Source organism: Streptomyces filamentosus, from assembly GCF_014654895.1.
Lineage (GTDB): Bacteria > Actinomycetota > Actinomycetes > Streptomycetales > Streptomycetaceae > Streptomyces > Streptomyces filamentosus.
The window spans coordinates 108,528-125,913 of record NZ_BNBE01000001.1; the positions used below are offsets into that span (position 1 = coordinate 108,528).

Sequence of the window (17,386 nt, forward strand, 5' to 3'; positions counted from 1 at the left end):
GACACGGAAGTTGTGGTCAGTCAGCCCAAGGGTCAGACCTGCCGGTGGCACCACCAACCATCATCACTGTCGGCCCAGCACCGGATGCCGGCCCCGGCGAGGGCGTCGACGATGCCGTGTTCGCGGGCCGCGCGGACGTCGTGGACGGCGCCGGGCAAGGCCGGTGATGCCCACAGCAGCCGGCCGAAGGGGTCGGCGAGTACCTGCACGTTCATCCCGTGCTTCTTGTGCCTGCCGGAGTAGAACGGCCGGTCCGCGGCGATGCGGTCGATGGGCAAGGACCGTGCCGTCGAGGAGGAGATATGCCTTCGCCGGCGCGGTCCGCACCGCTTCGGCCAGGCTGGGGGCGAGAACGGCCAGGAGCTCGACGGCCTCGGTGACGTAGCGGTAGGCCGTCGTGGTGCCGATGCCGAACCCGACCGCGAGCTGGGCATAGGTGTGCCCCATTCGCAGATGGGCGAGGGTGAGCAGGGCCTGGCGGCCCGCGCTCAGGCGCCGCCACCGGGAGCTGATCGCGCGGCGGTGGCGCCGCAACTGCTGCGTGAGGAAGCGGAGGGCGGAACTGGACACGTCGACGCCCGACGGGTAGACAAGCACGTGAAGCCTCTGGTGGAGACGGTTCTCTTGGTCGAAATCCCATCTACCAGGGGCTTCATCACGTTGTCAGGCCAACTGTCGTACATCATCGGCAGTTTGGAGGTGGCTCACTGCGGGCGTCACCGTGGAGATGTTCGAACTGGCGGCATGGTGGCCGAAGTGAAGGAGAGCGATGATCTCGCAGAGCGCTTGGCGCCGGCGTTATGTCGTGCCTGTCGCCAAGGAAGCCGGGCTTGTCCCGGAGGGCGGCGTGCTCCGGATGTTGGGGGAACGCGGCGACTGCGCGGTGCTCGAATTGCAGGCACACCCGATGGATCCGAAGCTCCAGAGCTTCTTCGTCCGGGTGTCCGTCGTTCCGCTGACGGAACGCGCCTGGACTCAGCGCCAGCACTGGGACCAGGCCAAGGACCACCTTCCCGGTTCGGGTTTCGGGATGCTTGGGTGGGAAGTGAAGCCACCTGCGGGTGTGGCCTTCGATGTCCCGGGGGGCAGCTCGCTGGACGGTTTGTGGACGTACGGAGCCGGCGTCGAACCGGAAGAGTGTGCCGAGCACCTGGCCGAAGTGCTGCGCGATCACACGTTTCCGGCCATGAGGCGATTCCTGGACCGTGATGTCCTGGCCGCCGAGATGCGGCAGCGTTCCAGTCACCTGCGACATCACCGTCCGGCCGGTTGGGCAGCCGTCCTCCTCAACGTGGACCGCGTGGCACCGGTAGCCCTGGAACACCTGCTCCAGGCGGTGGAGACCGACTACCCGCTTGCGGACGAGTTCGTCGCCTGGGCCCAGGAGTACGCAGCACGGCACAATACGCCTGACTGACGGCCTCTTGCCTGCAGCACCAACCGCATCACCGCGATCGTCCAAGCCGTGCTGGCTCTTCATCACACGTCAGCGTGAGGTTGGAAAAGGCTCACTTCTACCTCAATAGGCGCAGTCGTCGTACACCTGATAGTCGCGACCTTCGCAGAGGCTGCTGGAGTACCCGGGGTCCCGGATCTCGCTCGTAGGGTTCGGGTCGGCAGGAGCGGGTTTCTCGTTTGCCGAGACGACAATTGACACGACGGCAACGACCAAGAGCGCGACTACAACGAAGATGCATCCTGGATGCTGCTGCCCCGCCATGCCAGGTGCAGCATTGCGTCCTGCGCAGGCGCGGCGGTGGCCTGCCTGCTGGTAGTGGTCATCCATCACTTGCGCATATGGGACACCAATACGCAAGGGGACAATCTTCCCGCAATGCTGGCAGTTGTATTCGCCCATCTTTCCCCCAAAGATCGAGGACGGTTCCCGAGTCCGCCGAACGGCACGCTGCCCGCTCCACGCGCGACGGCGCTCGGCCCCTGCTCTACGGTCACCCGCTCCGCTCGACTCGGTCCTTGGCCCACCACAGGAACGCGGCCGAGTGCTGCTGGTTGGCGAAGCCTTCTCCGACGAGGGTGCGGAGGAGATCATTGCTCCAGAGAATGAGGCGCCCACGGGTCCAGCTCACCGACTCGGGGGCCGGAAGCTCCAAGCCGTAGACCAGCCGCGCGATCTCGCGCTTGCCACCCGCATCCGTCATGTACTTGAGGATCGTGAGGAATCGCTCGGGGTACACCACGCACAGGACCCTTGTCAGGAGCGCTTCCTTGAAGCCGGTCATGGCGAAGGGCTTCGATCCGTCGAGCAGTTGCTGGAGCCGGTCCTCCAAGGGCACCTCGCCGGGCCCGTGCAGGAGGTATCCGATCGTTGAGCGGGTCGCCTCGGCTGCCGCCGCATCACCCATGTCGTTCCACGCGGAATTGAACGTGGCCTGGTTCCCGGGCCGCGCGCCGATCTCGGAGTTGGCGAAGTCCTTGAGCACCTGCGGGTTGCACGTCCGCAGTCCGTCGGGGGCGAATACCTCCTGGTACTTGGCCCAGTAGGCGGCTACTCGCGAGTCGAGGTCCGGCTTGACCGCGAGGTACTGCGCCTTCAACCGGGCCACGCGCTCCAACCGCTCGGGGTCGACGTCCTCAGGTTTCGGGAACCGTGCCTTGAGCGCCTCGAAGGAGCGGGGCGTCTGCTTCTGCGGGGACGGGAGCCCGCCGTGCTCCCACTCGAAGCCGCACCGGTGTCGGACCACCCGGCGTCCGCCGTCGAGCGTCGCGCGCACCTCGATGTCCTCGTCGTCACTGCACAGCGGACACATGGCCATGGACATGGCTACCCCCGGTTCTCCTCGCGCCGCCGCCCGCCCCCCGAGCCGGCTCGCTCCCCATCGGTTTGAAGGGTGCGGCAACAGGGCCGCATCGACGGTGAGCGTACCCGTCGCCCCCGCATGGTGCTGCCAGGCCGCGTGCGCGGAACGGCGGGGGCGGGCGTTCGCTGCCAGCCCTGCTGGAAATGGTTCCGCGCCGCCAGATGCGCCCGTGCCCGGCACGTGTCGGTCCGGAATCAACTGGGTGGATTCGGGCCGGACCGCGGGGCGTCGGGCCGTAGGATTCGGCAGTGAGTGCCGACGGTGTCTACCCGTCGCGTGCCCTCGCTGGGGAGGAAACCACATGCAGGACCCTTCGGACTCGATGGAGATAGCCGTTCCGGGGGAGAACGGTCGGAGCGATTCCGCCGACTCGCTCATTGCAGACGGCCCGGTGTCCGACTCGGACGTCGACTCGACGGCGGTGTCGACGGTCCTGGTGGAGGTGCTCCCGGGGGTGGCCGTCGTCGCCGGTGAGGTCCCGCCGGAGCTGAAGCCTGATCTGATCGACTTCGGGATCGTTCCGGCTGCCGACCGCAAGCAGATCTCGGCGGTCCTCGCCTCGATCGGTAACGCGGCGACCTTGGCAGGCAATCTCGGAAACGCGTTCGCCAGCGTGCAGGGGCTCTACAGGATCGGCGACACGGCGCAGGCCCTGCTCAAGAGCGGCGCGACCCTCGCCGCCAAGGACGGCGGGAACCTCGGCGCGGTGATGGTTCCTGGCCACTTCTTGCATCAGGCTCGCTTCTACTCCGTGAACGCGGTGAGCAAGGCGCAGACCGCGGCCTCGGTCGGGCCGGCGCTGGCCATGGTAGCCCTTCAGATGATGCTGAGTGAGGTCTCGGGCCTCGTCAGGGCCAACCTCGCGGTGACGAGTCAGGTCCTCGCAGACATCCGCAAGGATCAGTGGGCTGAACTGACCGGGCTCGTCGCCGCCATCGATCGCGCGGTCGCCCAGGCGCGGGAGATCGAATCGGTCCCGACGTCCTTGTGGGATGACGTCGCGGGCAGCGGAGCGCTGCTGCAGAAGCAGCTTGAGCTCTACCAGGGGAACGTCCGCGACCACGTCCGGCAGATCGGTCGGGCTGACGCACGCAGCCACCGTGAGTATTTGCAGACGAACGCCGAGGCGATCGCTTTCGACGCCTACGCCCTCCTGTCCTCCCTCAAGGCATGGACCGGGTACCACGCGCTCCGCGCCGCGAGGGCGAGAGCCGCTGGGCGCGAAGACGCCGCCGAGGCGCAGTATGCCGAGGTCATCGCACGCGACACCCGCGCGGAGTTCGACTCCGTCCTCGCCGAGTCGACGAGCCTCGTCGACTCGCTGACGCGGGAGTTGCGGATCACCGTCGAGCTCCCCGGGCCCGACTCATGGCCGCTGCCGGGGAAACGGAAGGACGTGAAGGCTGCCCGTGAAACCTCCGCCCGGCTTCTGGAAGCAATCGCGCCGCTTGCCGACGCTCTTCACCCGCCGACTCCCCCGCTCGAGGCCCCGAGCATCGTCTGCGCCCCCGAATCGCTGACTCTCGAACCGTACCTTCCCATCCTGCGCTGGTTCCTCAAGGACGGTGAGGCCCTGCGCGTCCTCGGCTTCCCCGACCAGCTCGATGCCTTCGGCCCCATCTCCGCGATCTTCAGCGGAGCAAAGGAGAAGTTGGCTGCGGCAAGGGACAAGACCTCGGCAAAGACCCTGGTCGCCGTCACGGATCGCCGCATCATCACAGCCAGGGCGAACGCATTCCTCGAGCAGGGCGAGATCGTTCGAGACATCCCGATCGATCTCGTGCGATACGTACGGGCAGCGACCGCGCAGGACGGAAACGCGCGTCCGGCGATCGATCTCATCACGCGCGACGAAAACATCCGGTGGCTCTTTCAGACCGACGTAGCCGACACCGAAGTGGACGCGCTCGCCGCCGTGCTTGCCGAATCGATGACGATCCCGGACGTGGAACGCAATGAGTTTCAGCGGCGCCGCTACGCCCTCCCCCAGGCGGGCGGAAAGAACGAGAACGCCAGCACCAGATCTGCGGAACCGGCTGGTTCCGACGCCACAGCCTGTGACAGCGAGTAGAACCGGAGCGGTCGATCGTTTTCGGGGAGCCGGTCACCGCAGCAGAGCGTGGACGGGCTCGCCAGCGTACGAGATTCGACCGAGCAGCCTGGGCCCATACCGAACCGCTCCATGATCCGGGCGATCACGCAGCGAGTTTCACGTGATCGCCCGTCAGGTCCTACGCCAGGTAGGTGCCTGCAAAAGCGCCGTCGAAGCCGAGCGCGGTGAGGGCCTGCTCGACGCTGGGGTAGTTCGTGACGTCCGGGGTGCCGCTCAGAGCGTCGAAGTCGGCGCGGCTGATCTCGGGTTCGAGCCACTGGTCGCCGCACCGGCAGCAGACCCAGACGTTGCGGCCGTGGTTGATGAGCAGCCAGTCGCGTCGGGCCCGGCAGCCCGAGCACATCGCGGGGATGCCGCCGAAGGCCAGCTCCTGCGGGTGGCTGAGGCAGCGGGTCGCGCCGGGGCCGTCGGCCGGCTGAGTCTCGTTCTGGAGGTACAGCAGGGGGTCGGTGCCGGCAAGGAGGGCGGGCAGCACGGGTGCCGGCTCGGTGGTGTGGTCGGTGGTTCTGAGCACGAGCGTCATCTCCCGGTCGAGGGCTTGCTGTTTTCAGCCGTAACAGCCGGTGGAACCGCTTGTCCAGGCATTTCGAGGCATCCGGCGGCCAGTGACCAGCTTTCCGGGCGCACTGGTCAGCGGCGCGGCGGGCGACTGCGCGGGGCAGGGACGGCAGGGCGCGGCGCTGCTGCGGATGTGTTCCGTCCGCTGGTGGGGCGGGCCGAGGGCCTGTTCGGCCGGGTGCCAGCCTGCTGGCGATGAGTAGCTTCCCCTGGGTGGGCGGGGAGCTGCGCGATCCGGCGCAGGCGCCAGACCAGGACGTCGTTCACGTCCGCGGCGGTGTCGAGTTCGCGCATGTCGATGGCCCGCTGGAGGAGGACCTCGGGGTCGTGTCCTGCTGCTTCGGCCTGGGCGAGGGTGGCGGCCAAGGCGTCCGTCTGCGTCGAGGCGCCTTCTGTGCGGACGTCCTGTTCCTTCAGGACTGTTCGGATGGTGCTCTCGTACTTCCGCCGGTCGGCCTCGGGCAGGGCGCGGCCTTGGTCGTGGAGTGCTCGCATGGGGGTGTTGGCGGCGAGGCGGTAGGCGGTGCGGAGGTGTTGGGCGGTCTGGCGGGCGGCGTGGGCCTGCTGGGCGTGGCCGTGGGCGGAGTGCCAACGGGCGGCGGCGAGGGCGACCAGGACGAGGGTGGAGACGAGCATGGCGGTGGTGCCGCCGTCTTCGCCGCGCCCGAGGGCGCCGCCGGCCTGGATGATGCCTCGGGCGGCGAAGCGGATGGCTCGGGTGTCGGCGCGCTCTGCTCGCACGTGGCTGCGGGTCGCACGTTCGAAGGATCGGGCGGCGGCGGCCAGCTCGGCGCGGGTGGCGGCGGGGGAGGTCTGGGCGAGGGCGTCGAGGAGTTCTCCGACGCCGACGAGGTGGGCGGCGGCTTCGTCGTCGTCGCGGTCGAGGAGGACGGCGGCGTGCTCGGCGGTGCCGGTGGCGCTGCGGCGTGCTCGGGCGGGTGGGGGCCAGTCCGGTCGGCCTTCGGCAGCGGGGGGCGCGGCCTGGTCGGTGAGGCCGTCGGCCAGGTGGTGGCGGATCTTCGGGAGGGACAGGTCGGGGGCGAGCTTGGAGCCGGGGTACCAGATCGGGTCGCCGTGGCGGTTGCGGTCGCCGGGAAGGGCTACGTTGTAGCCGAGGGCGTCACCGGACGATGCGTGGCGCACCTTCACGCGCAGGCCCGCCTCGTGAAGGCGGGTGAAGAACTCCTCTTCGGTGGCGGCTCCGGCAAGGGCTTGGCGGACGGCTTCGCGGAGCGTCTCGCGGGGGGTCTCGGGGCGGCCGGTGCGTTCGGCCTTGAACTTCTCGGCGCTGGTGGGGTTCTTCGCTGCGGTGCCGTCGCCGGCGTTGAGGCGGCGCAGGTCCATCTCCTTCTCGATGCGCCGGCATTCGGCCTGGGCCTTGTTGAAGTCGTAGTTCAGGCGTGGGTTGCGCAGGTCTCCTCGGACCAGGGTGGCGACGATGTGGATGTGGTCTTCCGCGTGGCGGACGGCGATCCACCGGCAGCCGTCGGGATCACCGTCCGGGGCGATGCCCGTGGCGTGGACGATGCGCTGGGCGATGGCGTTCCACTCCTCGTCGGAGAACCGCCGGTCGCCGGGGGCGGTGCGGACCGAGCAGTGCCAGACATGCTTGGCGGGTGCGCGGTCGCCGGCCTGCTTGACCCGCAGGTCGAGGGCTGCGGTGAGGCGGGCGAGGGTGGCCTTCGGGTCGGGGTCGGGGCTGGTGTCGCGGCCGGGGTCGGGGGCGAAGCCGTCCCAGGAGCCCACGAGGTGTGCGTCGGTGTGCTCCTCGCGTCGGCCGGGGCCGTAGAGGTAGACGAGGAGTCCGTGGGTGCGGGAGCCGCGTCCGATGTCGGGGACCATCACAGCCTCCTGGTCACCAGGTCGTTCGCCGCGTCGTCGAGGCGTGCGAGAAGCCGGGTAAGGGCCATGAGGGCGTGGTCGAGTTCGCCGACCCGCGGGCGGCTGCCGCTGTTGAGGGTGTAGGCGATCTGGTTGGTGTTGTTGCCGATCCGGGCCAGGGCGGTGCGCAGGGCGGCGAGTTCGTCGATGGCCGCGTCGAGTTGTTCGTTGGTGTGCAGGGCGGTCGAACCGCGGGCGGCGGCTAGACCGGCGGCGGCGAGGAAGCGGGCGACGGTGACGTTGCGCTGCGCGGCTGCGGCAGCGATCTCGGCTTTCTCGTCGTCGGAGAGGCGGGTGGTCGTCTTGCGGGTGCGTTCGCTCGGGTTACGGGGGCGGCGGCGCGGTGTGCGGTCGGGGAAGGCGGGTGTGCTCGGGCTCGGTTGCTCGCGGTGGTCGTCGTGGTCGGCTTCTCCCTCGGTGACCGGCGCCCCCTGGTGCCGGTTGCCCGGCTGGTCCCCGTGCGCCCTCGCTCGGGGACCAGCCGGGCTTCCCTCGCCCTCTGGGGCGGGGGCAAGTGCGTGCGACGGGCCGTAGGACCGTCGTACGCGATAGCTTGCTCCGCCAGGAGCCGTCGTGGGGTCACGCTGCTCTCCGGCCGTGGTCGCTGCCGGGTCGTCGGTGGTCACCGGCTCGTCTCGGGGTTCTGCTGCTGGATTTCGCGGACGATTTCCTCGATCCAGTCCATGGCGAGGACCGGGTGGTGGAGGGTCCAAGGGCGGTCGTGCTGCCCGCGCTGCACGATCCAGGTGGTATCGGGGCCGGATTGGGCGTGGTGGAGGTGGCCGCGCTGGTGCAGGACGGTCAGCCAGGACTCAACTTCGGCGGGCGTGGCCGGGTGAGTGCGCATCAGGTGGGCTCCGCTTCTGTTCGGGAGGGGTGTCCGGAGCGGGTGACCGGTCGGGGTGACCGGCTCGGTCACCCGCTCCGTGGAGGTTCGGTCAGGGGCGGGTTGAGGTGACCGGTTGTCCGTGCTGGGCGCGGAGCTGGGCCATCAGGGTGGTCAGGGTGTCGCTGGAGAGCGGGATCTGCTGACCGCGGATCGCCTGGGCGACCACCTTGCGGGTCAGCTTGTCCTGGGTCCTGACCGCCGACCGGGCGATCTTCAGCAGCTCCTCGGTGTCCGGGTCGGGCCGCCGGTCACCAGGTGTCCGGGTGCCCCGGTCAGTGACCGGCGGCTGGGTGACCGGCTGACCGGGATCCGCTGTCTGGCTGTTCTGGTCACGGGTGACCAGGGCAGCGTCTTCGGCGCGGTCAGTGACCGGCCGCGCCGTGTCCGGCTGTCCGGGCAGGTCAGCGGCCTTGTGCCGCTGACCGGAGTGACCGGGATGACCGGTGACCGGCGTCGGACTGTCCGCCGGGGTCGTGTCCCCGGTCAGTGACCGGGGGGCGGGGGCCTTCTTGTCCAGGGGCAGCGGGGGCTGGTCGGTCAGTGCAGTGACCGGCTGACCGGGGGTGCCCTGACCGGCCGCTGGCTGCTGCTGACCGACCCAGTCGGTCGGGGTGACTTCGGCGGCGTCGAGCCGGTCGACCTGACCCGGGTGACCGGCCTGACCGAGGTCCTCGCGGTCACTGCTCTTGACCGGCCTCCGGGCGATGAGGATGTAGAGGTGGACCGCTCCGGCCAGGGCGAGCGGGGCGATGGTGGACAGCACCGCGACCACCGTGTCTCCGAGCCGGAGGCCGGTGCCGGCGACGGTCTGCTCGTTGAGCCGGACGGCGTGGAGGGCGTTGGCCCAGATGCTGGCGGCGGTGGCCGTGCCGAAGAGGGTCCAGACGTAGAGCCTGGCGCGCAGCGGCGCGTCGCGCAGGACCAGGAGCGCCCGGACGCCGTAGGCGATGAACCCGTCGATCACCAGGGGGAAGAGGTAGGTCAGGAAGCCCCGGATGTGGATGGCGACGGCCATCTGCTGCAGGGCGTCGTACGACAGGGCGCAGCCCGCGCCGCCGAGGGCGATGACGACCGCGCGGTCCCAGCCGGATATGTGCGCCGTCTTCGGCGCGGTCGTGGCGCTCACGCCGCCGTCCCGAAGTCGTCGCGGCCCAGGCGCTCGCCGCCGGCCTCGAGCGTGGCGGTGGCCGTCTCGGTCTGCTTCAGATCTCGGTTGCGCAGGGCGCGGCGGAGTTCGCGGTACCGCTTCTGGGCATGCTCCTCACTGATCTTCAGCAGTCGGGCCAGGCGCTGCTCGGTCACCCCGTGGCGGAAGGCGGCGCGGATGACCGCGCGGCGCTCGGCCTTGGTGAGGTGGATGTCGCGGCCGGCGATGGTGTCGTTGACCCGGCTGTAGTCGAGGCGGTCGGCGATCTTCTCGTGTAGCGGCTGGCGCTCCTCCTCGGTCAGTCCGCCTCGGATGCCGTCGGCGTCGCCGCCTTCCAGCGCCGCGTCTAGGCAGGTTCGGCGGACCGGGCACTGGTTGCACAGCGCCTTCGCTGCGGTGATCTTGTCGGTCTCGTCCGGCTCGGGGAAGAAGATCTCTGGGTCCACCGGGTTGCACTCGGTGCTCTGGCAGACGGCGTCGGCCCGCCAGGTCTGGTCACCGAGGAGGCGGTGGCGAGTGGGGCTGTTCGTCGTGGGGGTCATGCAGGGTGCTCCGATCGCTCTCCGCGCGCAGGGGCGCCGGCGGAGAGGTGCGCTGGGTCGGGGAAGGGCTCGGGGCGGCGCGTAGCGGGCGCGGCCCGGCGTGGTGACTTGGGATTGGTCAGGCCGCGAGGCGGTGCCGTCTGCGGTCGACCTGCTCGAACTCGACCCGGGTGGTCATCTGGGCGAGCCGGGAGGCGACGCGGTCGCCGAGCTGGGCCCGGAGATCGCTGATGCGCAGGTTGGTGGTGATCAGAGTCGGGAGTTCGTAGTTGTACCGGCGGTTGATCAGCCGGTACGTCACTTCCTCGGTCCAGTCGCTGGCCTTGGCGGCGCCGAGGTCGTCGATGATCAGCAGCGGGCAGCGGCTGACGGTGGCCAGCTCCCGCTCGCTGTCGGCTCCGGGCCGGGGCCGCAGGTCGGCGTACAGGTCGGCAGCGGTGGTCGCGCGCCAGCGCACGCCGACTCCGCTCTGCACCAGAGCCCGGACCGCGCCGTACGCCTGGTGCGTCTTGCCCGCGCCGACGACGCCGGCCATCAGCAGGCTGGGGCCGGTGGTGACCTGCCGTCTGGCTCCCTGGTTGGGGGCGACGGCGGCGTCGGCAACGGTCCGGACCCAGGTCAGGACCTGGGGGTGGTCGGCGACGGCGGCCCGGTAGCGCGGGGGCATCCCGGCCGACAGGGCCTCCAGCGGGGAGACGGTCTCGTCCTCGGCCGGTACAGCGACGGCAGCGGGGTCGATGTTGCGGGTGGCCAGGATCCGGGCCATCCGGTCCAGGGTGCCCTCGCCGAGGGTCTGCGGTTCGCGGTGTCGGGTGCGCATCACAGCTCCTCGGCGTAGGCGGCAGCGGCGTCGGTCGGGTTGGTCCACGCCTGGTGGGCGGGCACGTTAGGCCGGATTCCCGGCCGTGCCAAACCGCTGAGGCGTGCGTTCATGGCCTCGTTGACCATGCTGGTCAGCACGCTGGGGTGCTTGGGGTTGGTGGCGAAGTTCGCCAGCCCGGCGCGGATGTGCTCGGGGGCGATGCCTTCGCCCAGGAGCTTCTTGGTGATCCGGCCGAGGTGTCCGATCACGTCGCTGGGCGGGCGCTCGTCGCAGGCGGCGACGTACTCGCCGACGAGTTGGTTGGCCGAGACGCCGGCTGCGGGCGCCGTGCGCCCAGTAGGGACAAGGGATCCAGGATCCAAGATCCTAGATCCAGGCGCCGAGCCCTCCCCGACGCTTCGGGGAAGGTTCGGAGAACCCTCGGCGAATGCGCCCTGACCTGTGCTTTTCTCCGCCTCGTGCTGTGAGGCTCCGATCATGCCGTCGAGGGCGTCCTGGTGGGCAGCGGGAGCCTCGCCTGCGCGGTCGCGAGGGGACGCGGTGGCCGGAGCACCCGAATCGAGGGTTCGAGGAGTACTCGGCGAACCCTCGGCGAGCCCTCGGCGAGTGGTGGACGAGTCCTCGGTCCGCTTGCTGCAGGTGCCCTTGCAGGGGGCGCACCGGGCAGCGGCCTGGTGCGCCGGGCAGGTGGGGATGCGCGACTGGCTCGGCTTGTCGATCTTCTGGTGGTCGGACCAGGTCACGATGTGGAGGTAGCGGCGGCCGTCGCAGCCGGTGTACCGGCAGATCAGGCCTGCGTTCGCGAGCTGGTGGAGGTCGTCCTCGACGTGGACCGAGGTGTGCTCGACCCGGAGGGGCCAGAGGAGTCCGGCGATGATCGCGGCGTTGTCGCGGTGGCGACCGTGGTCGTCGGACTGGGTGAGGAGCCCGAAGAAGGTCCGCTCGGCCTCGACGCTCACTTCGGCGAGCGACTCGGAGACGAACGCCTCCGGCTTGATGGTTCGGATCCGCGCCATGTCAGCGGCCCCGGCCGGCGGCAGCCGAGTCGCTGTGGGTGAGGGTGGCGTCGGCAAGGTCGAAGACGTGCGGCCTGGTCCAGTCCGCCTCGGGCCAGGTCCGCAGGATCCAGCGGGCGGCGACCCTGGCGGTCGTACAGTTCGTCGTCAAGATCCTCCCGGACTCGTTCCTGACGACGGCGTGCAGATGGGGCCACCTCTGCTTCGGGTCGTCGAGACCGACCCGGACCGTGGCCGCGCCCGGGATCATGTCGGCGAGCTGGGTGGCGAGGCGGTGCTGGCGGCCGGTTTCCGGGCAGGCCAGAGTTCCACTCGGCATGGCGAGCATGCGATACTCCGTTGTTCGTAGGAGCGCGGTGCGGTGGTTCTCGTGCAAAAGCCCCGCCGCCCGCGTGATGTGTTGGACACCTCTTGAGGTGTCGGCCCGGCGCTTGGGAGTTAGCAGCTCCCGGGCGCCGGTTCTTTATTGCTGGCGTTCATCACGGGCCGTTCGCCTGCATCGGCCACCTCTCCTGTGCTCTGCCTCTGCGCACGCCTGCCCTCGAGGGCGAGGGTGCGCACCCCTGCGTTTTTCGGTAGCCTGAAACTATCTTGACCAACTCGAAAGGTCAACGTCTCGAAGTTTCTTCGGCTCTCCCGAAAACGAGGTCTGATGCCAGCTCGCCGCTTCGACAGAACTCGCATGCGCTCGGTGCGCCGGGCTGCCGAGATCTCTCAGTCCGACGTGGCGTCCGCCCTGGGTGTCGCGGATTCGACGGTGGCAGGGTGGGAGCTCGGCTCGTCCACGCCGGATCAGGAGAAGCTGTCCGCCCTGGCCCAGGTGCTCAAGCAACCGGTGGACTCCCTGTTCCCCCGGGACGGCCTGCCCGACCTCACCGACCTGCGGTGCGACGCCGGCCTGCACCGGTACGAGATGGCGGCGGTCATCGGCACCAAGAGCGACGGCCCAGTGGCCGGCGCGGAACAAGGAGTGCGGCGCCTCAAGGACAAGTACCTCCCCTCTTTGGCCGAGGCGTACGGCGTCACCGTGGACGAGGTGAGACGGGCGCAGGAACGTTCCATGGCCAAGGCTCGCGGCGAGGAAGTACAGCGGGAGGCCGCTTTCGTTCCCGAGGCCGAGGAGCCCCCTCGTACGCTGGCCGGGAAAATCACCTTGCTGCTCGAACGCTCGTATCCTGAGGGAACGGCGCCAGGGGACGCGGAGATCGCCAAGGCCGTGAACGCGTACGCCGGGGCGGAGGTCTCCAACCCCGAGATGATGGCAGCCCTCCGGACGGGCTCTGCCGGAACCCCTGCTCCCGTTGTTCTGGAGGGGCTCGCCGACTTCTTCGGTGTCGCGCGTCTGTACTTCGAGCCTGACGATGCCGTCGTGCGCCAGGTCTATGAAGGGCTGCGCCTGATGTCGGCCGCCAAGCACGGGAAGGTGGGTCGCGTCCGCGCCCGCGGCCTCGGCTCCGAGGGTCTACCCGCAGAGGTCCTTTCCATCCTGAACGAATTCGCGACCGAGTTCGAGAAGAAGGCCGGCCCCACCGACAACGAGTAGTGCCCTGACTCCGGCTTCTCAGCTTGGGAGGCAGGGCACTTGGGCAGGCGTCCCCTACTCGGCCGCCGACGTCGGCTCGTAGTGCTCTCCGCCGACGAACACGGCACGGACGTTCTTCAGCGCGCCCAGGTCCGAAAGCGGATCGCCGTTGACGAGGAGCAGGTCGGCGCGGTGTCCGGGAGTGATCCGCCCGGTCGTGGTGTCCAGCCCCAGCGCCGTGGCCGCTTCGGACGTCGCCATGTCGATGATCGCGGCGGGCGTCAGGCCCAGGTGGGCGTAGAACGAGAGAGCCGGGACCAGTCCGTCGAATCCGGCGCGCTGCACGCCGGCGTCCGTGCCGGCCACCAGGCGTACGCCCGCGTCGGCCATCCGGCGCACCATGTCGAACATCGCGGCGGCTCGCTCCTCTCCGAAGATTCGGGGAAGCATCTGCCAGTGAGGGCTGACCGCAGGGCAGACGGCGATCCCCCGGTCGATGATCTGCTGCACCACGTCCTGCCGGAAGTCGAGGCCGCCGCCGGTCATCCAGGTGCAGTGCTCGATGGTGTCCACCCCCGCCTCTACGGCGGCGGCAATGCCATCGGCTCCGTGCGCGTGGGCAGCGACGGGAACGCCTGCCCGATGGGCCTCGTCGACGAGGGCGCCCAGTTCTTCCTTGGTGAACTGGGACTCGTGGCTCTTGGGACCGTCCTTCGTCAGGCCGCCGCCGGTGACCATGGCCTTGATGACTCCGGCGCCGGCCGCGAGATTGCGACGGACAAGGTCGCGGGCCTCGGCTTCACCGGCGATCTCGCCTCCGAGGAAGTGGCAGTGCCCACCTACTGTGGTCACCGGCGTGCCTGCGGACACGATCCTCGGCCCCAAAGTTCGGCCCTCGCTGATCTCGGCGGCCAGCCGGAGGACCAGCCCACCCCGGTCGCCGAGGTCGCGGGCCGTGGTGACGCCGCTGCGCAGAAGCTGCTCCGCACGATGGCGCATGTCTTCGAGCAGGACTTCGTCCGTCGAGGTCTGGAGGCCGGCCACCGGGTCGGGGCTGCCGTCGAAGACCAAGTGGACGTGAGCGTCGATCAGGCCCGGCATGATCGTCCCGTCGAACGCGAACCGAGGCGTGTCGGCGCCGGCCTGCTCCTCGACCTCCTTGCGCGGTCCGACAGCAGCGATCAAGCCGTCCTTGACGAGGACGGCCCCGTCTTCGAGATACGTCCCCGATCCGACGATGACTCGTCCGCCGGTGATCAGCATGCTGGCTCCTTGGGCGTGGGGGGTCATACGGCGTTCCTCAGAGCGTCGGACACCTCTATCAGTTGTTTCACATCCGACTCGCGGTCGCTTCCCAGCGCCATCGCGAGAGGGACGGCACGGCGCGGCGCCGGAACCCCTTCCTCGATTCGTCCGGCGGCCCTCCGGAGTCGGGCCGCGAGCTCGTCGGTGTCGAGGTCGAGCATCGCGCTGTCGTCGCCGTCGTCCAGAAGGTACGGGCTGATGTCCACCAGGCCGTCGCGGCATTCGACGATGCGACGGTGGTAGCGGCGGTGCACACCGCGGGCACGCCAGCGGTCGAGCGCCGCCGGGGAGGCCGGCCGCAGCACAGTGTCGGGATACGCCTCCGTCAGCAGTTCCCACAGGGGGGCGAGGCGGCGGTGATCACGTCGGTGCCGGAGCCAGAGCCGCAGGGAGGAGAGCCGTGCTCGCGCGCCGGAGTAGGTGATACCGGCCGCGAACAGCAGGATAGACGCGACCAAGAGGAAGGCGACGGCTGCCATCACGGGATGAGGCACCTCGCCGCCGCCCCATCGAACGGCGACGATGACGGCGCGGATCGCGCAGGCGATGGCCATCGCGCCCAAGCCGACGGCCGTCATCCACAGCCCGGTGGAATGCGGCCGACGGGACATGCGCGCGTACTGGGTCGTCCAGCGGTACGCCATGCCCAGGGCGTACATGAGGTAGAGGCCGGCGCCGGCGTAGAAGAAGGCGATCTGCGGGACCGTCATGTCGGCCGTGCTGAAACTGCCGGCGAAGACCTCGTGCGGGACCGTCAGCGCCGCCGCGCTGATCGCGATCACGACGAGGCCGACGGCGACCGCTTCCTTGCGCGCCCGCCGGCGCCCCGCCTCTTCGTCGGCAGCAGAGAAGAGGTAGAAGCACATCAGGAAGTAGACCGTCAGGAGCAGCAGGACGTTCTGGATCAGCTTGGCCGCTCCGTGGCCGGCGACCGTGTCGACGCCGGAGGCGCCTCCCGGCATGGCGACGGGGTACGAGAGCGTGGCACAGAGAAGACAGAGCGTGACGGAGCGCAGGGGTGCGTCGTGGGGAGAGCGTTTCAGCTGGTAGACCTTCCAGCCGAGGGCGGCGACAAGCACCAGAAGGAGCAGTTCCACAGCTACAGCCACCCTCGCCGGTCACCGAGCGCCGCCTCGACACGGCGCAGCGAGGGGTCGGTCGACAGCGGCGTTGCGCCGGCCAGCAGGGACGACCACTCCAGGATGATCGTGGCCACCAGCTCGACGGAGCACTCCTCGCCGTCGTCGTACGAGCAGCGACGCGCCACGCGCTTGATGGTCTTGGGCGCGAAGACGGGCAGCATGGCGGCCCAGCCTTCGACGAAGACGGCGGTCTCCTCCTCGGCGGCGACCGCAGGATCCGCCTCCGGCCGAGCCTCGACGGCTTCTTCGTTCTCCGCGACGAAGATGTGGCCTACTTCGTGGAGGATGATGTGCTCTTGGTGCATACGGGTCGTTTCCTGCTGGTACAGGATCACGTCGTAGTCGTCGTACTCGACCCACATCCCCGAAGGACCCGGCTTCGGCAGAGGGGCTTCCCGCAGGTACAGAGGTCGGCCCCGGCGTCGGCTGAGCGCCTGGCACAGCTCCTCTATATCGAGTGGCGGTGCGATTCCAAGGTCCTGCAGCTCACGCCGAACCAGCCGATGCAGGTCACCTTCCACGGTGCGGTTCACGGCCGGCCGCCAACGACTGAGTCGCCCGGCTCGACCACCTCCACCTTGCGAAGGAACCGATCGCCCTACCGCGCCTCGGGCACGATTCTCTGACCACACTGGGTAATCCTCCAACCGTCCAGTGATCGCTCCCCCGAGCAGGGGTAAACCCCCATTGATGACGTTTGATCCCTGAGCCCAGTCAGCCTTGGCCGGATGCGCCCACAGGCTCCACGAGGTGCCCCACGGCCCGTGACCACTCAACCGTCAGGCCTCGCCACCTCACGGCGATATCGCATACGCGAACATCACGAACCCGCTGATGGGGCACCTTCGGCCAGGTCTCGGGAACCTGATGGACAGTACGTGATCGCGCAGGCGAACCACGAACCCCTACTCATGATCCACCGGGTCGGCACAAATACCCTAAAACGGCCATAAGTATACCATCAAGAGCCCCCGACCTGGCCTTTTCCGACCTCACCATGCGCACCTCAAGTGCCGAGTTGCAGCACTGGTCCGTTATGAATCCGAGATATTTACACTCCGGCAAAACCTGACAGATAGCCCACGTTTTCACGAAACGCTCACCTCAAGGCCACATGTGGCACCGGCCACTCTGGGGCACATCGGGCGCTAGCGACCATTACCCTGTCCCGCATGTCGAAAGCCCTCCCCGAACAGACCGACGACTACAAGAAGTTCTGGAATGAATACCACCTGTGCACGCTCACTACGCTGCGGCCTGACGGCGGACTGCACGTGGTCCCGGTCGGAGTGACCATCGACCCGACCGTTGGCATCGCCCGAGTTATCACCCGCAAATCAAGCCGGAAGGTCGCCAATATCCTGGCTGACGGCGGCCAGGGGCGCGTTGCGGTATGCCAGGTGGACGGAGGTCGGTGGGCTACGCTCGAAGGAACGGCGAAGGTTTCAACCGACGCTGCCGAAGTCGCAGAAGCCGTGGCCTGTTACGCAGAGCGATACGGACGCATGCCAGCTCCAGACCCCGAGCGCGTCGTCATCCGGATCGCCGTGGAGAGGGCCATGGGGCAGGTTTCCGCCCAACGCCACGGTCCCGCCTCAAGGGCTGCGGCGTAGCACCTCGCTGGAGGGG

The 17,386-nt window shown here is 69.1% G+C and carries 18 protein-coding genes and 1 pseudogene; 4 read left to right on the plus strand and 15 right to left on the minus strand.

Annotated elements, in window-relative coordinates; genetic code table 11:
* Nucleotides 1–68: 68 nt before the first annotated feature.
* Nucleotides 69–597: pseudogene (locus IE326_RS00600) on the minus strand (transposase family protein); the annotation flags it as partial.
* A 172-nt stretch (nucleotides 598–769) separates the two neighbouring features.
* Between IE326_RS00600 and IE326_RS00605 the strand changes: the two are divergent.
* Nucleotides 770–1,417, plus strand: coding sequence for a hypothetical protein (locus tag IE326_RS00605; protein WP_190040481.1), 648 nt, complete (start codon nucleotides 770–772; stop codon nucleotides 1,415–1,417).
* A gap of 102 nt (nucleotides 1,418–1,519) precedes the next feature.
* Here IE326_RS00605 and IE326_RS00610 read toward each other — a convergent pair whose 3' ends face one another.
* Both IE326_RS00610 and IE326_RS00615 read right to left on the minus strand, forming a co-directional pair.
* The gene (locus tag IE326_RS00610) at nucleotides 1,520–1,858 is read right to left on the minus strand and encodes a hypothetical protein (RefSeq protein ID WP_190040482.1); all 339 of its coding nucleotides are present in this window, start codon (nucleotides 1,856–1,858) and stop codon (nucleotides 1,520–1,522) included.
* 91 nt (nucleotides 1,859–1,949) lie between these two features.
* On the minus strand, nucleotides 1,950–2,780 hold the full coding sequence (locus IE326_RS00615) for a hypothetical protein (RefSeq protein ID WP_189712792.1): 831 nt from the start codon (nucleotides 2,778–2,780) through the stop codon (nucleotides 1,950–1,952).
* A gap of 340 nt (nucleotides 2,781–3,120) precedes the next feature.
* Here IE326_RS00615 and IE326_RS00620 point away from each other — a divergent pair, with 340 nt between their 5' ends.
* Nucleotides 3,121–4,890: a hypothetical protein gene (locus tag IE326_RS00620; RefSeq protein WP_190040483.1), complete on the plus strand. Its 1,770-nt coding sequence runs from the start codon at nucleotides 3,121–3,123 to the stop codon at nucleotides 4,888–4,890.
* A gap of 160 nt (nucleotides 4,891–5,050) precedes the next feature.
* On the opposite strand, the gene IE326_RS00625 is transcribed toward IE326_RS00620, so the two are convergent.
* The 9 genes from IE326_RS00625 to IE326_RS00665 all read right to left on the minus strand — a co-directional run bounded on the left by IE326_RS00625 (nucleotide 5,051) and on the right by IE326_RS00665 (nucleotide 12,116).
* A complete protein-coding gene (locus IE326_RS00625) occupies nucleotides 5,051–5,455 on the minus strand; it encodes a hypothetical protein (RefSeq protein WP_190040484.1) in 405 nt (134 codons plus the stop codon).
* Between the two features lie 107 nt (nucleotides 5,456–5,562).
* Nucleotides 5,563–7,332 carry a relaxase/mobilization nuclease domain-containing protein gene (locus IE326_RS00630; protein WP_190040485.1) on the minus strand — a complete coding sequence of 590 codons (1,770 nt, stop codon included), beginning with the start codon at nucleotides 7,330–7,332 and terminating at the stop codon, nucleotides 5,563–5,565.
* On the minus strand, nucleotides 7,332–7,997 hold the full coding sequence (locus IE326_RS00635; protein ID WP_190040486.1) for a plasmid mobilization protein: 666 nt from the start codon (nucleotides 7,995–7,997) through the stop codon (nucleotides 7,332–7,334). The genes IE326_RS00630 and IE326_RS00635 overlap by 1 nt, the downstream gene beginning before the upstream one ends.
* Nucleotides 7,994–8,218, minus strand: coding sequence for a hypothetical protein (locus IE326_RS00640; RefSeq protein ID WP_189712797.1), 225 nt, complete (start codon nucleotides 8,216–8,218; stop codon nucleotides 7,994–7,996). Before IE326_RS00640 ends, IE326_RS00635 begins: the two co-directional genes overlap by 4 nt.
* Before the next feature lie 91 nt (nucleotides 8,219–8,309).
* Entirely contained in the window at nucleotides 8,310–9,386 is a 1,077-nt protein-coding gene (locus tag IE326_RS00645) for a DUF2637 domain-containing protein (RefSeq protein ID WP_190040487.1), read from the minus strand.
* Nucleotides 9,383–9,949 carry a WhiB family transcriptional regulator gene (locus IE326_RS00650; RefSeq protein WP_190040488.1) on the minus strand — a complete coding sequence of 189 codons (567 nt, stop codon included), beginning with the start codon at nucleotides 9,947–9,949 and terminating at the stop codon, nucleotides 9,383–9,385. Before IE326_RS00650 ends, IE326_RS00645 begins: the two co-directional genes overlap by 4 nt.
* Before the next feature lie 118 nt (nucleotides 9,950–10,067).
* Nucleotides 10,068–10,769, minus strand: a complete 702-nt coding sequence (locus IE326_RS00655) for an ATP-binding protein (RefSeq protein ID WP_190040489.1) — start codon at nucleotides 10,767–10,769, stop codon at nucleotides 10,068–10,070.
* On the minus strand, nucleotides 10,769–11,788 hold the full coding sequence (locus tag IE326_RS00660) for a hypothetical protein (protein ID WP_190040490.1): 1,020 nt from the start codon (nucleotides 11,786–11,788) through the stop codon (nucleotides 10,769–10,771). Before IE326_RS00660 ends, IE326_RS00655 begins: the two co-directional genes overlap by 1 nt.
* Before the next feature lies 1 nt (nucleotide 11,789).
* Complete coding sequence (locus tag IE326_RS00665; protein WP_190040491.1) at nucleotides 11,790–12,116, minus strand: transcriptional regulator; 327 nt, start codon at nucleotides 12,114–12,116, stop codon at nucleotides 11,790–11,792.
* Nucleotides 12,117–12,470: 354 nt separating this feature from the next.
* Between IE326_RS00665 and IE326_RS00670 the strand changes: the two genes are divergently transcribed.
* Nucleotides 12,471–13,331 carry a helix-turn-helix transcriptional regulator gene (locus IE326_RS00670; protein WP_229915144.1) on the plus strand — a complete coding sequence of 287 codons (861 nt, stop codon included), beginning with the start codon at nucleotides 12,471–12,473 and terminating at the stop codon, nucleotides 13,329–13,331.
* Nucleotides 13,332–13,385: 54 nt separating this feature from the next.
* Here IE326_RS00670 and IE326_RS00675 read toward each other — a convergent pair whose 3' ends face one another.
* Genes IE326_RS00675 through IE326_RS00685 form a run of 3 tightly spaced genes read right to left on the minus strand, consistent with a single transcriptional unit; the run spans nucleotide 13,386 to nucleotide 16,119 of the window.
* Nucleotides 13,386–14,573 carry an amidohydrolase family protein gene (locus IE326_RS00675; RefSeq protein WP_190040493.1) on the minus strand — a complete coding sequence of 396 codons (1,188 nt, stop codon included), beginning with the start codon at nucleotides 14,571–14,573 and terminating at the stop codon, nucleotides 13,386–13,388.
* Between the two features lie 23 nt (nucleotides 14,574–14,596).
* Nucleotides 14,597–15,694: an MAB_1171c family putative transporter gene (locus tag IE326_RS00680; protein ID WP_229915145.1), complete on the minus strand. Its 1,098-nt coding sequence runs from the start codon at nucleotides 15,692–15,694 to the stop codon at nucleotides 14,597–14,599.
* A gap of 20 nt (nucleotides 15,695–15,714) precedes the next feature.
* A complete protein-coding gene (locus IE326_RS00685; protein ID WP_229915146.1) occupies nucleotides 15,715–16,119 on the minus strand; it encodes a hypothetical protein in 405 nt (134 codons plus the stop codon).
* 810 nt (nucleotides 16,120–16,929) lie between these two features.
* Here IE326_RS00685 and IE326_RS00690 point away from each other — a divergent pair.
* Nucleotides 16,930–17,370: a pyridoxamine 5'-phosphate oxidase family protein gene (locus IE326_RS00690; RefSeq protein ID WP_190040495.1), complete on the plus strand. Its 441-nt coding sequence runs from the start codon at nucleotides 16,930–16,932 to the stop codon at nucleotides 17,368–17,370.
* Nucleotides 17,371–17,386: the final 16 nt, after the last annotated feature.

Excerpts from the sequence above, each read along its gene's own strand:
- IE326_RS00605 (WP_190040481.1), top strand. The coding sequence starts at position 770 with ATGATCTCGCAGAGCGCTTGGCGCCGGCGTTATGTCGTGCCTGTCGCC.
- IE326_RS00610 (WP_190040482.1), bottom strand. The coding sequence starts at position 1,858 with ATGGGCGAATACAACTGCCAGCATTGCGGGAAGATTGTCCCCTTGCGT.
- IE326_RS00615 (WP_189712792.1), bottom strand. The coding sequence starts at position 2,780 with ATGTCCATGGCCATGTGTCCGCTGTGCAGTGACGACGAGGACATCGAG.
- IE326_RS00620 (WP_190040483.1), top strand. The coding sequence starts at position 3,121 with ATGCAGGACCCTTCGGACTCGATGGAGATAGCCGTTCCGGGGGAGAAC.
- IE326_RS00625 (WP_190040484.1), bottom strand. The coding sequence starts at position 5,455 with ATGACGCTCGTGCTCAGAACCACCGACCACACCACCGAGCCGGCACCC.
- IE326_RS00630 (WP_190040485.1), bottom strand. The coding sequence starts at position 7,332 with ATGGTCCCCGACATCGGACGCGGCTCCCGCACCCACGGACTCCTCGTC.
- IE326_RS00640 (WP_189712797.1), bottom strand. The coding sequence starts at position 8,218 with ATGCGCACTCACCCGGCCACGCCCGCCGAAGTTGAGTCCTGGCTGACC.
- IE326_RS00650 (WP_190040488.1), bottom strand. The coding sequence starts at position 9,949 with ATGACCCCCACGACGAACAGCCCCACTCGCCACCGCCTCCTCGGTGAC.
- IE326_RS00655 (WP_190040489.1), bottom strand. The coding sequence starts at position 10,769 with ATGCGCACCCGACACCGCGAACCGCAGACCCTCGGCGAGGGCACCCTG.
- IE326_RS00660 (WP_190040490.1), bottom strand. The coding sequence starts at position 11,788 with ATGGCGCGGATCCGAACCATCAAGCCGGAGGCGTTCGTCTCCGAGTCG.
- IE326_RS00665 (WP_190040491.1), bottom strand. The coding sequence starts at position 12,116 with ATGCTCGCCATGCCGAGTGGAACTCTGGCCTGCCCGGAAACCGGCCGC.
- IE326_RS00670 (WP_229915144.1), top strand. The coding sequence starts at position 12,471 with ATGCGCTCGGTGCGCCGGGCTGCCGAGATCTCTCAGTCCGACGTGGCG.
- IE326_RS00675 (WP_190040493.1), bottom strand. The coding sequence starts at position 14,573 with ATGCTGATCACCGGCGGACGAGTCATCGTCGGATCGGGGACGTATCTC.
- IE326_RS00685 (WP_229915146.1), bottom strand. The coding sequence starts at position 16,119 with ATGTGGGTCGAGTACGACGACTACGACGTGATCCTGTACCAGCAGGAA.
- IE326_RS00690 (WP_190040495.1), top strand. The coding sequence starts at position 16,930 with ATGTCGAAAGCCCTCCCCGAACAGACCGACGACTACAAGAAGTTCTGG.